At 59.5% G+C, this 12,833-nt stretch carries 12 protein-coding genes, 1 pseudogene and 1 riboswitch; of the genes and pseudogenes, 8 read left to right on the forward strand and 5 right to left on the reverse strand.

Translation table 11 applies throughout. The features are described from left to right. Window positions 1-7: 7 nt before the first annotated feature. Entirely contained in the window at window positions 8-835 is an 828-nt protein-coding gene (locus IPI80_RS20160) for an HAD family hydrolase (RefSeq protein WP_413862920.1), read from the reverse strand. Next, window positions 836-2,467: a peptide chain release factor 3 gene (locus IPI80_RS20165; protein ID WP_413862921.1), complete on the reverse strand. Its 1,632-nt coding sequence runs from the start codon at window positions 2,465-2,467 to the stop codon at window positions 836-838. It lies immediately after the preceding gene. 165 nt (window positions 2,468-2,632) lie between these two features. Then, window positions 2,633-2,747, forward strand: a riboswitch (S-adenosyl-L-homocysteine riboswitch). Between the two features lie 74 nt (window positions 2,748-2,821). On the opposite strand from IPI80_RS20165, the gene ahcY reads away from it, so the two are divergent. The 3 genes and pseudogenes from ahcY to metF all read left to right on the forward strand — a co-directional run bounded on the left by ahcY (window position 2,822) and on the right by metF (window position 6,051). Beyond that, entirely contained in the window at window positions 2,822-4,279 is a 1,458-nt protein-coding gene (gene ahcY, locus IPI80_RS20170) for an adenosylhomocysteinase (protein ID WP_413862923.1), read from the forward strand. 119 nt (window positions 4,280-4,398) lie between these two features. Next, on the forward strand, window positions 4,399-5,211 hold the full coding sequence (locus IPI80_RS20175; RefSeq protein WP_413862925.1) for a TlyA family RNA methyltransferase: 813 nt from the start codon (window positions 4,399-4,401) through the stop codon (window positions 5,209-5,211). Continuing rightward, window positions 5,208-6,051 (forward strand): annotated as a pseudogene (gene metF, locus IPI80_RS20180) (methylenetetrahydrofolate reductase [NAD(P)H]). The gene IPI80_RS20175 and the pseudogene metF overlap by 4 nt, the downstream one beginning before the upstream one ends. A 39-nt stretch (window positions 6,052-6,090) precedes the next feature. Here metF and IPI80_RS20185 read toward each other — a convergent pair. Continuing rightward, entirely contained in the window at window positions 6,091-8,022 is a 1,932-nt protein-coding gene (locus IPI80_RS20185; protein ID WP_413862927.1) for a YhgE/Pip family protein, read from the reverse strand. A 16-nt stretch (window positions 8,023-8,038) separates the two neighbouring features. Continuing rightward, window positions 8,039-8,935 (reverse strand): 23S rRNA (adenine(2030)-N(6))-methyltransferase RlmJ, encoded by an 897-nt coding sequence (locus tag IPI80_RS20190; protein ID WP_413862929.1) that lies wholly within the window; start codon window positions 8,933-8,935, stop codon window positions 8,039-8,041. A 214-nt stretch (window positions 8,936-9,149) separates the two neighbouring features. On the opposite strand from IPI80_RS20190, the gene rplM reads away from it, so the two are divergent. From rplM to erpA, 5 genes are all read left to right on the forward strand, one after another. Continuing rightward, a complete protein-coding gene (gene rplM, locus IPI80_RS20195; protein WP_413862931.1) occupies window positions 9,150-9,620 on the forward strand; it encodes a 50S ribosomal protein L13 in 471 nt (156 codons plus the stop codon). Then, window positions 9,617-10,009, forward strand: a complete 393-nt coding sequence (rpsI, locus tag IPI80_RS20200; protein ID WP_413862933.1) for a 30S ribosomal protein S9 — start codon at window positions 9,617-9,619, stop codon at window positions 10,007-10,009. Before rplM ends, rpsI begins: the two co-directional genes overlap by 4 nt. 101 nt (window positions 10,010-10,110) lie before the next feature. Continuing rightward, complete coding sequence (locus tag IPI80_RS20205) at window positions 10,111-10,839, forward strand: DUF6776 family protein (protein ID WP_413862936.1); 729 nt, start codon at window positions 10,111-10,113, stop codon at window positions 10,837-10,839. Between the two features lie 18 nt (window positions 10,840-10,857). Next, complete coding sequence (locus tag IPI80_RS20210) at window positions 10,858-11,253, forward strand: bactofilin family protein (protein ID WP_413862939.1); 396 nt, start codon at window positions 10,858-10,860, stop codon at window positions 11,251-11,253. A 62-nt stretch (window positions 11,254-11,315) separates the two neighbouring features. Beyond that, window positions 11,316-11,681, forward strand: a complete 366-nt coding sequence (erpA, locus tag IPI80_RS20215; protein ID WP_413862942.1) for an iron-sulfur cluster insertion protein ErpA — start codon at window positions 11,316-11,318, stop codon at window positions 11,679-11,681. A gap of 15 nt (window positions 11,682-11,696) precedes the next feature. Here erpA and IPI80_RS20220 read toward each other — a convergent pair whose 3' ends face one another. Next, window positions 11,697-12,818 carry an anhydro-N-acetylmuramic acid kinase gene (locus IPI80_RS20220; RefSeq protein ID WP_413862945.1) on the reverse strand — a complete coding sequence of 374 codons (1,122 nt, stop codon included), beginning with the start codon at window positions 12,816-12,818 and terminating at the stop codon, window positions 11,697-11,699. Window positions 12,819-12,833: the final 15 nt, after the last annotated feature.

The raw sequence follows: 12,833 nt of genomic DNA on the forward strand, positions 1-12,833 counted from the left end.
TGCAGGCTTAGCGCACCGCCAGCAAGGCGCTGGCCACTTCGGAAAAACCGGCACCGCGTGCACCCTGGGTCACATAGGTTGGCAAGTGCGTCAGCTGGTCGGCAAAGCGCGCAATGTTGGCCACGCCCACGCTGTGCGTGCAGTGCTGGAACATGACCTGGTCGTTGCCGGAGTCACCCACAAACACCCAGCGGTCAATTTCTGCTTCCAGATCGCGTTGCAGCAGTTCGCGGGCAATCCAGCGTGCACCCAACCACTTGTTGAAATCGCCAAAGCAGCCGTGTATATGGATGCTGCTCATGGTGGTGTGCATGCCGGTGCGCTGCAACACGGCCAGTACGCGCTGGACGTCTTCGGGCGGTTGTTGGTTGAACTCGGCGTAGTCAAAGGCCAGGTCGGTTTCGCGTCCGCCCTCGTCGCGCGCGAGCCGGGCGCTGGGAACCTCCCGCAGCACCTGCTCGGCAACCCGCTGCATCGCAGCCCGGTTGGCGATGCGGGTGGCGGTATCCTGTTGATACAGTTTTGATAGCGGCTTGTGTAACGTTGACGAGGGCTGGAGGGTGTTTTGACTATGAGGATTGGTGGCAACCAGGGCCACAGAGCCGTTCTCCGCCACCAACGCGTCCAGCGGCCAACGGCTGGCAAAGGGCAGGCCCCAGCCCACTGGTCGCCCGGTGATGGCAATCACGGTCAGGTCCGCAGCCTTCAAGTCGGTCAGTGCCTGCAAAGCATCGGGCGTGATGGCGCCGTGGGTGGTCAGCGTGTCATCAATGTCGGTAAACACGCCGGTAATGGCTCGGCGTGAAGACACCGGCCAGGACAAGAGTGGCAACATCTAGCTTGCCGTTTGCAGGGCCAAGCCGGCGTGTTCGCGCAGCGGGTGAAAGTGGATTTTGGGAAAGCGCTCTTGTGCCAAGCGCACGTCATACGGGCTGGTGCACAGGTAGGCCAGCGCATCGGCCGCGTCTCGCGCCATGCGTTGCGGGTAGGCGTGCACAAACTCTTGTAGCTCTTTGGGTGTGTCGGCGGTGATCCAGCGGGCGCCGGTGTACTGACTGCTTTCCAGGCGGATGTCGGCGTCGTACTCGCCTTTGAGGCGGTGTTGCACCACTTCAAACTGCAACTGCCCGATGGCGCCCAGCAGCATATTGCCGCCCATCTCGGGGCGGAACACCTGAATGGCACCTTCCTCACCCAGCTGGGCCAGGCCCTGCTGCAGCTGCTTGGTGCGCAGCGGGTTGCGTAACACCACGGTCATGAACATTTCGGGAGCGAAGAAGGGCAGGCCGGTGTACATCAGGTTGACGCTGCCATCGGTGATGGTGTCGCCCAACTGCACGCCGCCGTGGGTGGTAAAGCCCACGATGTCGCCCGCGTAGGCTTCTTCTACCGCCTCGCGGCGCTGGCTCATGAAAGTGACCACGCTGGTGGGGCGCAGCTCCTTGGCGGTGCGCATCACTTTGAGCTTCATGCCCGGCGTGTACTTGCCGCTGGCCATGCGCACAAAGGCGATGCGGTCGCGGTGGTTGGCGTCCATATTGGCCTGCACCTTGAAGACCACGCCGCTGAAGGCTTCATCCTCAGGCTGCACTTCCCGAATGACGGGCTGCTTGTTGACCACAAACGAACTGGTGCGCGGGCCGGGTGAGGGCGCCAGGTCAATCAGGGCGTCCAGCACTTCCATGACACCAAAGTTGTTGACACCCGAGCCAAAGAAAACAGGGGTTTGTTTGCCTGCCAGAAAGGCTTCGCGGTCGAATGTGGGTGAAGCGCCAGTGGCCAGCTCCATGCTTTCCAGTGCGGTGTCCCACTCGTGGCCAAAGCGCTTTTGCAAGGCTTCGGCATTGGAGAGTGGCATGGCGTCAAAATCTTGCGGGCGGCGCTCGCTGCCACTTTCAAACACGGTCATGGTTTGGGTGCGCAAGTTGATGATGCCGCCAAACAGTTTGCCCTGGCCCACCGGCCAGGTCATGGGTACGCAGGGCATGCCCAGTTCGCGCTCCACCTCGTCCAGAATGTCCAGCGGGTCGCGAACTTCGCGGTCCATCTTGTTCACAAAGGTGATGATGGGTGTATCGCGCTGTCGGCACACTTCAATCAGACGGCGCGTTTGGGCTTCCACACCGTTGGCTGCGTCAATCACCATCAGCGCCGAATCCACGGCGGTGAGCACACGGTAGGTGTCTTCACTGAAGTCTTTGTGGCCGGGTGTGTCCAGCAGGTTCACCACGTGGTCGCGGTAGGCCATTTGCATCACGCTGGAGGCCACCGAAATGCCGCGCTGCTTTTCGATTTCCATCCAGTCAGAGGTGGCGTGGCGGCTGGCCTTGCGCCCTTTGACCGCACCGGCGATCTGGATCGCACCTGAGAACAGCAACAACTTTTCGGTCAGCGTGGTTTTGCCGGCGTCGGGGTGGGAAATGATGGCAAAGGTGCGCCGGCGGCGGGTTTCGGAGAGAAAGGACACAGGAATTCCAGAAGGTGGGTCGGGGGCGCGGCGTCCGCGGGCGTATGCCCGAAAGCGACCGATTTTAGCGGAGGCTCTGTCAGTCGGTCTCTTGGCTGACGTCGAAACGCGCTGCACCGCATTGGGAGGCCGCTGCATGTCAGCGCACTCCTTCGTATAATGGCGGTTTCCGAGGAGCGTTGCAGCTCGACTCCTTCCCAATGTATGGCAAGGAGCACGAGTGAGGCTCGGAACACGTTTTCCTTGACGGGGCAACGTCAGTCAACCGCGCTCACCCACTGGTCTGTGTGGTGAGCCTTCTTTTGGTTTGTCCGCATGGCTCAGTGGCTTAACGAGTTACTTTTGGAGCAAACCATGAGCGTGATTAAACCGACCAAGACCGAAGACTACAAAATTGCCGACCTGAGCCTAGCGCCCTGGGGCCGTAAAGAGCTGACCATTGCCGAGACCGAAATGCCCGGTCTCATGTCCATCCGCCAAGAGTTCGCGAAGAGTCAGCCCCTGAAGGGCGCGCGCATTACCGGTTCACTGCACATGACCATTCAGACCGGCGTGCTGGTCGAGACCCTGCAAGCGCTGGGTGCCCAAGTGCGTTGGGCTTCGTGCAACATCTTTTCCACCCAAGACCATGCCGCTGCCGCACTGGTGGCGCAAGGAACGCCTGTGTTTGCCCACAAAGGCGAAACGCTGGAAGAATACTGGGACTTTACCCACCGCATTTTTGAATTCAGCGGCAAGAAGGGCACTGCAGCTGAAGGCCCCAACATGATTCTGGACGACGGCGGCGATGCCACGCTCTTGATGCATCTGGGCGCCCGTGCCGAGAAAGACATCAAGGTCTTGGCCAAGCCCGGCAGCGAAGAAGAAATCTGCCTGTTCAAGGCCATCAAGGCCAAACTCAAGGTCGACCCCACCTGGTACAGCCGCCGTCTTAAAAACATCATCGGCGTGACCGAAGAAACCACCACCGGCGTGATGCGCCTGGAAGAAATGTCGGTCAAGGGCACGCTGGCCCTGCGCGCCATCAACGTCAACGACTCAGTGACCAAGAGCAAGTTTGACAACCTGTATGGTTGCCGCGAATCGTTGGTGGACGCCATTAAGCGCGCTACCGACGTGATGATTGCCGGCAAGGTGGCCTTGGTGGCTGGCTACGGCGATGTGGGCAAGGGTTCTGCCCAGGCCCTGCGCGCACTCTCCGCCCAGGTGTGGGTGACCGAGATCGACCCCATCAACGCCCTGCAAGCCGCGATGGAAGGCTACAAGGTCGTGACCATGGAATACGCCGCCGACAAGGCCGACATTTTTGTGACCTGCACCGGCAACAAGAACGTCATCACCTACAAGCACATGGCGGCCATGAAGGACCAGGCCATCGTCAGCAACATCGGCCACTTCGACAACGAAATCGACGTTGCTTCGCTGGAGAAGCTGCAGTGGGACGAGATCAAGCCCCAGGTGGACCATGTGATTTTCCCGGCCACCAAGGGCAAGAACGCCAAGCCCGAAAAGCGCATCATCCTGCTGGCCAAGGGCCGCCTGGTGAACCTGGGTTGCGGCACCGGCCACCCCAGCTTCGTCATGTCGTCCAGCTTTGCCAACCAGACCATTGCGCAGATCGAGCTGTTCACCAAGCCCAAGGAATACAAGTCCGGCAAGGTCTATGTATTGCCTAAGCACCTGGACGAAAAGGTGGCACGTTTGCACCTGGCCAAGGTGGGTGCCATGTTGTCGGAGTTGAGCGATGAGCAAGCCGCCTACCTTGGCGTCAGCAAGTCCGGCCCGTACAAAAAAGACACTTACAGATATTGAACACCCCCGAAGCGCCTGCGGCGCCTCCCCCTCAAGGGGGCGACACCAGCCGCCCGGCAAAGCCGGTTCGACGGTGTCCCTAAAGGGGGCTGGTGCACTGTAGTTAACCAAAGGAAAACATGCGGATTGACCAATTGCTGGTGCAGCGGGGTTTGGCGAGCACCCGCTCGCAGGCCCAGCGCCTGATTGCCGACGGCGTTCAGTGGAAGAAGGGGGACGAGTGGAAGACCGTGGCCAAGAATGGCGACGAGGTTCCCGAAGACGCCCCCATTCAACTGCTGGACGATTCCGAGGCCCGCTATGTTTCGCGTGGTGGCCTGAAGCTGGAGGCTGCACTCAAGGCGGTGGGTTTGTCGGTGCAGGGGCTGGACTGTCTGGACGTCGGCCAAAGCACCGGTGGTTTTACCGATTGCCTGTTGCAACATGGTGCCCGCATGGTCGTAGGCGTGGATGTTGGGTCTGCCCAATTGCACCCAACCATCCGCGGGGACGGACGCGTTCTGTGCGTGGAAGGTGTTAACGCACGGTCGCTGGATGCTAGTGATTTGATAGCTGGTTGCGTCAATTACACGGGGGCTGGCGGCCTATTTGACCCTGAAATTCATGGCGAAGAGCCGTTTGTGCCGGAGTTTGACGTGGTGGTAGGCGATTTGTCTTTCATTTCGCAAACGCTGGTGTTGCCGGCGGTTGTGCCGTTTCTCAAACGCGGCGGCACGCTGCTAACGCTGGTCAAGCCGCAGTTTGAACTGCAGCCCGGCCAGGTGGGCAAAGGGGGCATCGTGAAGGATGCGTCTTACTACCCGCAGATTGAACAGCGTCTGCGTGAATGCTGTGCCGAACTGGGCCTGGCCGTGACTGCCTGGCTGGATTCACCGATTGAAGGCGGCGACGGCAACCGCGAATTTTTCATTTGTGCGAGAAAAACAGTATGAATGCAACATCCCGCATCCCCGTGAGCGTGGAATTTTTCCCGCCCAAGACACCCGAAGGGGTTGAGAAGCTGCGCGTGGTACGGCAAAAGCTGTACACGCTGAAACCCGAGTTTTGCTCGGTGACCTTTGGCGCCGGCGGATCCACCCAAGAGGGTACTTTCAAAGCCGTTTCCGAAATATTGGCCGAGGGGGTGAGCGCGGCCTCGCACTTTTCGTGCATTGGCGCCACGCGCGAAACCGTGCGCGTACAACTGGCCACGCTCAAGTCCATGGGTGTCAAACGCCTGGTGGCCTTGCGCGGTGATATGCCCAGCGGCTACGGTGCCGGTGGCGAGTTCCACTACGCCAGTGATCTGGTCGCCTTTATTCGGCAGGAAACGGGCAATGATTTCCATATTGAAGTGGCGGCCTACCCTGAGGTGCATCCCCAGGCCAAGTCACCCGACCGCGACCTGCAGGCTTTTGCCGCCAAGGTAAATGCGGGTGCCAACTCGGCCATCACCCAGTATTTCTACAACCCGGATGCCTACTTCCGCTTTGTGGACGATGTGGCAGCCCTTGGGTGTGCATGTGCCGGTGGTGCCGGGCATCATGCCCATCACCAGTTCCACCCAGCTGATGCGCTTCTCGGATGCCTGCGGCGCCGAGATCCCGCGCTGGATTCGCCTGCGTCTGCAAAGCTTTGGTGACGACACCGCCTCCATCAAGGCGTTTGGTCTGGACGTGGTAACCAGTCTGTGCGAGCAGTTGCGTGCCGGTGGCGCACCAGGCTTGCACTTCTACACCATGAACCAGAGCGTGGCCACTGTGGCGCTGTGCGAGCGGCTGGAATTGGGCTGATCAGTTGAGGACAGAGCTAAAGGTCTGTCCCGCAAGATCTCAAATGTCCATTGCTGGGCGGTGCTCGTCCGGGCCCACAAACTTCCAGGTCCCGACAAAGCAGGCTGAAAGCCAGGCCAAGGCTCCCACCAGCCCAATGGCCAGCCAGGGGCTGAACCATTCGCTGTTGAAGGCGCCAAACATGGTCGCACGCAGGGCCTTGATGACGTAGGTAAACGGCAGCCAGGGGCTGAGTGTCTGGTAAATGCCCCCACTCAACTCCACCGGTAACACGCCGCCTGCAGATGACAGTTGCAGGATCAGCAAGATCAGGGCCGCAGCCTTACCGGCATCGCCAAAGGCGCGGGTCAGTGCCACGATGATCAGCAGGAAGCTGAACGCTGAAATCAGCAGCGTAAACATGAACTGCGGCAGGTGGGCGATGTGCAGGTTCAGCAGGAACAGCGTCATCAGCAAGATGACCACCGACTGTGCAGCCACAATGCCCGTCAGAACGCCCAGTTTGCCCATCAGCCGCGCCGGGCGTGAGGCCGGCTGTGCAGCCAGCGGCAGGCGTCGCAGGTGAAACAAAAATGCCGACATCACCGCCCCCATCCACAGCGAAGTCGCCAAAAAATTGGGGGCAAACCCAGCACCATTGTTGGGAACAGGGGCGACGATTTCTATTGCCGGTTCCACCGAATCTGCCAGACCGCGTGCACTGCCGTCGGGGGCGCTGATGTCGCCGGGCAAGGATTGGTTGAGCATATCCAGTCCGGCGCTGAGTTCGCGCGAGCCCGCTTTGAGTTGGGTCAGGCCATCGCGCAAATCCTGTGCACCTTTGGCCAGGTTCTGCCCTCCGTGGGTCAGTTCGTCCAGTTTGGCGTCTGCTGGCACTTTGCTGGCCGCCGTGTGAATGCCGCCGCCCAAAGCGGCCATGCCGTCGGCAAGTTTGTCGACACCCGTGCTGAGCTTTTGCGTGCCATCGGCTAACTGGGTCTGACCGTTGCGTGCGCTTTGCAGGCCAGTGCCCAGTTGGGTGGCGCCATTGGCCAGCTGGCCAGCGCCTGCGGAAATTTTTCCACCCACAAGGGGTATGCCTTTGGTTTCATCGCGCAGCTGTTCGGCGCCGTCGGCCAGTTTCTGTGCGCCGCCTTGTAATTCTTGCAGGCCCTGGCCCAGGGCAGCGTGCCCGGTGACCAACGCTGCAGCGCCCGATTTCAGTGCCGCAAGATCCTGCGCTGCGGGACGTTGTTGGTCCATGGTGTGCAGGCCTGCGCCCAATTGTTTGACGCCGTCGGTTAGTTGCCCCACTGCGGTGTTTAGGCCATCGGCGCCTGTGGACAAGGCCTTGGAACCGGATTCGGCTTTGGCCACGCCACCTGCGACGCGGTGAGCGCCGTCTTGCAGTGCGGCAGCGCCTTTGCGCAACTGGGCCAGCTTGTCGATGGAACCAGTAGCGGTGCTCAGCACCAAGGACCAGCGTTTTTCATTCAGGTTGGTGTTGACCTGGTGACCCAGTTCGACAGCGAAGCGTTTGGCCAGGGCTGCGCCGTTGTAATTGTTGCCTTCAGACACGTACAGTTGCAGGCGCCCACCCGCAGCCTCTTGGCCAGGCACGGCATTGGCGCTGAAATCCTTGGGAATGATCAGTGCAAAGGCCATATGGCCCTGGCGCACTGCCAGCTTGGCGTCGTCTTCCACCGCCATGTCCACAAAGCCAAAGGTGTGCCTCTGCTTGAGTGAAGTCACCATTTCCTGGCCCATATTCACCTGCTGGCCCCGGTAGTCCAGCCCCTGGTCGAGGTTGACGATGGCGGCTTTGAGGTCGCCCGTGTGGGCACCGGGGTCGCGCACGCTGGCCAGGTAGATCAGGGCATACAGGGCTGGGATCAGCATGACGCCGACGGCTGAAATTCTCAGTTTGGGGAAACGCGGAAAAAGCGTCATTTCCATCCGGAAGATGGCCAACGCATCGCGGAAAAATGCCATGGTTTACGCTCCCGAATTAGCCACCCGACTCTAGGGTAAAGGTGGCGTTGGCGTCCTGCTTGAGCAACTCCACCATTTGTGGCAAGGCCTTTTGCAATCCGGCCTTCAGGGTGTGGGGCGGGTTGATGATGAACATGCCGCTGGCGGGCAGGCCGGGGCGGATCACTTCGCCCGCATCGTCTTGCAACAGCTTGCTTGATTTGATGGTGAGTGTGGTGCCCAGCCAGGGCTTGCCGGCCTTGTTGGCCAGAGTCTTGAGTTTTTTGGGCAGGTCGTGCGCTTCGGGGCGTGGAATGATGGGGTACCACACAGCATAGGTGCCGGTGGCAAAACGTAGCAGCGCATCGGCCACCATGTCGACCACGCGCCCATAGTCGGTCTTAAGCTCGTAGCTGGGGTCGCACAGCAACAGGGCTCGACGCGACGGGGGCGGTAGAAATTTCTTGACGCCTTCAAAACCGTCTTCGCGCAGGATGGCGATTTGGCGGCCCGCTTCGAGTTGGGCAATATTGGCTGTCAGGGTTTTGGTGTCGGTGGGGTGCAATTCAAACAGCTTGAGCTTGTCGCGGTCGCGTTCTTGTATGACGCGGTGGATGATGAAAGGGGAGCCGGGGTAGACCTTGTGGCTACCGGCCTTGTTGAAGCTGGCCACTAGGTCGATGTAATCCTGCAGCAATGGGGCAAAGGGTGCCGAGGGTTTGCCTGCTACCAGCTTGAGAAAGCCTTCTGCCGCCTCGGCGCTGGTCTGGGCGTAGTCGCCGTCCAGACGGTAGAGCCCGGCACCGGCATGGGTGTCAAATACCGTAAGTGCCGCGTCCTTTTGCACCATATGGCGCAAAACGGCCAATAAGACAGTGTGTTTGAGGACGTCGGCGTGGTTTCCGGCGTGAAAGGCGTGGCGGTAACTGAACATGGGAGGATAGTAACCCCTGAATTCAAAATTCGACTAACGTGTCAAGATTTCGTATAATCCAAGGCTTCGCAGCGCTTTTGTGGCTCCGCGGCGAAGACATTTGGCATCGTCCCACGACCATGTGCCAAGTGAACCCCACCTAAGAGATTCCCATCAGAGGAACGCCGACCGTGGAAAAGAGCCCGACAAACCCTCCTTTATAAAGAGAAATCTCATGTCAACTTTCAGCGCAAAACCCGCTGAGGTCGTGCACGAGTGGTTTGTGATTGACGCGACCGATAAGGTCCTCGGACGAGTAGCCAGCGAAGTTGCTCTCCGTTTGCGCGGCAAACACAAGGCCATTTACACGCCTCACGTCGATACCGGTGACTTCATCATCGTCACCAATGCAGCCCAGCTGCGTGTCACTGGCGCCAAGCCGATTGACAAGGTGTACTACCGTCACTCGGGTTATCCCGGCCGTATTTCCAGCACCAACTTCCGCGACATGCAGAGCAAGTTTCCTGGCCGTGCTTTGGAAAAAGCCGTCAAGGGCATGTTGCCAAAAGGCCCTCTGGGTTACGCCATGATCAAGAAGCTCAAGGTCTACGGTGGTGCTGAGCATCCCCATACCGCCCAGCAGCCCAAGGTTCTGGACATCCCCGGAATTTCTTCCGCAGCAGTGAAACGTGAGGCCGCCAAATGATCGGTGAATGGAACAATGGCACCGGCCGTCGCAAATCCAGCGTCGCTCGCGTGTTTCTGAAAAAAGGCTCCGGCCAAATCGTTGTGAATGGCAAAGCCATTGACAAGTTCTTTGGTCGCGGCACTTCCATCATGATCTGCAAGCAGCCGCTGATGCTGACTAACCACGCTGAAACGTTTGACATCATGGTCAATGTCGCCGGTGGCGGCGAGTCCGGCCAAGCGGGTGCAGTGCGCCACGGTATTACCCGTGCCCTGATTGACTACGATGCAACGCTCAAGCCCGCCTTGAGCCAAGCCGGCTTCGTGACGCGTGATGCGCGTGAAGTCGAGCGTAAGAAGGTCGGCTTCCACGGCGCGCGCCGTCGCAAGCAGTTCTCCAAGCGCTAATCAATGCATTCAGCGACGGCAACATGCCGTTGCAAATGTTGCAGCCGCCCGAACGGAAGTTCCGGCGGCTTTTTACATAGGGCTGTTAGACTTCGCCCCCTATGCGTTTTCGCCTGCTCCGCCGCCGCCTCACCATCAGTGCCCCGCGCATGGCCGTGCGCAGCGCGCTGCCGTGGCCCTTTCGTTGGGCCGTGCTGGCCATTGTGATGGGGTTTTGTGCGGCCATTGGGCTGTGGGCGTTTGAGTTTGGCAAGGACATTGCGGGCCTGGAGAAGGGGTCCAAAGACCAGTTGATGCGCCTGCATGCCCAAGTGATCGAACTGCAAACCGAACTTGCCACTGTCAAGACTGAGCGGGACCAGGCGCAGTCGGTTGCCAATACGGCAGGAACCCTGGTCACGACCGAGCGCACGACCCAGGAGCAAGTGGCGGGACATGTGAAGCAGCTGGAAATGGAGAATCAATCGCTGCGGGATGACCTGGGGTTTTTTGAAAAGCTCATTCCTGCAAGTGGAGTGGATGGTCTGGCCATTCGAGGCCTCCATGCTGAGTTGCAGGGTGACGGCAGGCTAAAATGGCAAGTACTGGTGATTCAGTCGGGCAAGAATCCACCGGAATTCAATGGCCGGCTGGAACTCACTTTTTCTGGCGTGCTCGACGGTAAGCCCTGGTCGGCAGCCCTGCCGGGAGAGTTACCAGCAGTCAAGGTGCGTCAATATGGCCGCATCGGTGGCGCGTTCGAGGTGCCTGCCCACGTGCAGGTAAAGGGTTTTTCTGCCAAGGTGATGGATGGCGCAACGGTCAAGGCCACGCAGTCCATCAAGTTGTAGTCGTTCAACGAGGTCCCTATGTTCAACAAGAAAAAGCAGCCCCCCATCAAGAGCCTGATTGCCGAGGGTAGCCAGATCACCGGCGACATCCGTTTCACGGACGGTCTGCGCGTGGATGGCACCATCACGGGTAATATCCACTCGAGTGACGATCTGGCCAGTATTTTGGTGATTTCGGAAATTGCCAGCATCACCGGCGAAATTGTGGCCGACCACATCATCATCAACGGCCACGTGAAAGGCCCCATCCATGCGCGCAAAATGCTGGAACTTCAGCCAAAAGCCCGTATCGAGGGGGATGTGGAGTACGCCGCACTGGAAATGCACCAGGGAGCCTTGATCACTGGGCAGTTGCGCCCGCTCCTGGGTGACGAAGAAAAGCCCACACTGAAACTGGCGGCAAACAATCAGTAATGGAATTCCCGACCAAATTACTGTACTATTAGCGCAAACCCTGATTTGTACGGAGTCACGCCATGAATGCTATAGCTGAAAACATCCCAACCGAAATGCCGGCCCCCATTCTGTTTACCGATAGCGCGGCCGCCAAAGTGGCAGACCTGATCGCCGAAGAAGGTAACCCGGATCTGAAGCTGCGTGTATTTGTGCAGGGTGGCGGTTGCTCGGGCTTCCAGTACGGTTTCACGTTTGATGAAATCACCAACGAAGACGACACCACCATGACAAAAAATGGTGTCTCGCTGCTGATCGATGCCATGAGCTATCAGTATCTGGTGGGCGCCGAGATTGATTACAAAGAAGACTTGCAGGGTGCACAGTTCGTTATCAAGAACCCCGGCGCGTCAAGCACCTGCGGCTGCGGTTCCTCATTCTCGACCTGAGCCGGTTTTTTTGCCTTAGCGTGCTTGCGCGGGGTAGATCGCACCAAGAATACGGGCGCCCCTGGCACCCGTAACGCTTTGGACGCTTCCCGTTTTACCAGTGATCATTTGCCGTGCCAACCAGGCAAAGGCACAGGCTTCTACCTGCAGGGGCGGCAAACCAAACTCGGCTGAGCTGACAACCTGACAGGTCGGCAAGGCCTTCTGCAACCGTTCCATCAAATGGGTGTTGAGTGCGCCGCCGCCGCAAACGATCAGCGTTTTGCAGTGGGCGCTTGTCTGTTGCACGCTGGTGGCACAGACTTGCGCGGTGAGCTCGGTGAGCGTTGTTTGAACGTCTGCGCTTGCCAGCGGGCCGGTTTGGGCCAGTGCAGCTTTGAGCCAGGGCATATTGAACAAGTCCCGGCCGGTACTCTTGGGTGGTGTTTTGGCAAAAAAAGGCTCGTCCAGCAGGCGCTTCAGCAGTGCGCCATGGATCTGGCCTTGTGCCGCCCAACGGCCACCGTCGTCATACGGTTGACCGGTATGGGTCAGGCACCAGGCGTCCATCAGAGCGTTGCCGGGGCCGCAGTCAAAACCATACAAATCAGTTGCGGCTGGATCAAGCACCGTCAGGTTAGAGATACCGCCGATATTGAGCACCGCCACCACCTGGTCCGTGCGGCCAAAAAAAGCCTGGTGAAATGGTGGCACCAAAGGCGCACCCTGGCCGCCTGCGGCCACATCGCGACTGCGAAAGTCCGCCACCACGTCAATGCTGCACAACTCGGCCAGCAGGGCGGGGTTGTTGAGTTGGAGCGAATAGCCGGTGCCGTCAAACTCCTGGGGGCGGTGACGCACGGTTTGCCCGTGCGCACCCACTGCCCGAATGGCGGAGGTGGACAAACGGCATTGGCGCAGTACAGACTGAACCTGTTCGGCGTACACCCGAACCAGCGCATTGGCCGCCAGAGCAGCGCGGTGCAGTTCGTTGTCTGAGGGAGCGTTCAAGGCCAGCAACTCGGTTTTTAGGGCGGGTGGCAAGGCGGCGCTGCTGTGCCCAATGACGCGTGGGTGTGAGCCGCCGAAGTCGGCCAGCACCGCATCGACGCCGTCGAGCGAGGTGCCTGACATCAGGCCGATGTACAAGTCGGACATGGGCCTTTGCCCGTG

Source organism: Candidatus Aalborgicola defluviihabitans (assembly GCF_016705985.1).
Classification (GTDB): domain Bacteria; phylum Pseudomonadota; class Gammaproteobacteria; order Burkholderiales; family Burkholderiaceae_C; genus Allorhodoferax; species Allorhodoferax defluviihabitans.

What these genes read in the sequence shown, in the direction of transcription:
- IPI80_RS20160 (WP_413862920.1), bottom strand. Translation starts at nt 835, where the DNA reads ATGTTGCCACTCTTGTCCTGGCCGGTGTCTTCACGCCGAGCCATTACC.
- ahcY (WP_413862923.1), top strand. Translation starts at nt 2,822, where the DNA reads ATGAGCGTGATTAAACCGACCAAGACCGAAGACTACAAAATTGCCGAC.
- IPI80_RS20175 (WP_413862925.1), top strand. Translation starts at nt 4,399, where the DNA reads ATGCGGATTGACCAATTGCTGGTGCAGCGGGGTTTGGCGAGCACCCGC.
- IPI80_RS20185 (WP_413862927.1), bottom strand. Translation starts at nt 8,022, where the DNA reads ATGGCATTTTTCCGCGATGCGTTGGCCATCTTCCGGATGGAAATGACG.
- IPI80_RS20190 (WP_413862929.1), bottom strand. Translation starts at nt 8,935, where the DNA reads ATGTTCAGTTACCGCCACGCCTTTCACGCCGGAAACCACGCCGACGTC.
- rplM (WP_413862931.1), top strand. Translation starts at nt 9,150, where the DNA reads ATGTCAACTTTCAGCGCAAAACCCGCTGAGGTCGTGCACGAGTGGTTT.
- rpsI (WP_413862933.1), top strand. Translation starts at nt 9,617, where the DNA reads ATGATCGGTGAATGGAACAATGGCACCGGCCGTCGCAAATCCAGCGTC.
- IPI80_RS20205 (WP_413862936.1), top strand. Translation starts at nt 10,111, where the DNA reads ATGCGTTTTCGCCTGCTCCGCCGCCGCCTCACCATCAGTGCCCCGCGC.
- IPI80_RS20210 (WP_413862939.1), top strand. Translation starts at nt 10,858, where the DNA reads ATGTTCAACAAGAAAAAGCAGCCCCCCATCAAGAGCCTGATTGCCGAG.
- erpA (WP_413862942.1), top strand. Translation starts at nt 11,316, where the DNA reads ATGAATGCTATAGCTGAAAACATCCCAACCGAAATGCCGGCCCCCATT.
- IPI80_RS20220 (WP_413862945.1), bottom strand. Translation starts at nt 12,818, where the DNA reads ATGTCCGACTTGTACATCGGCCTGATGTCAGGCACCTCGCTCGACGGC.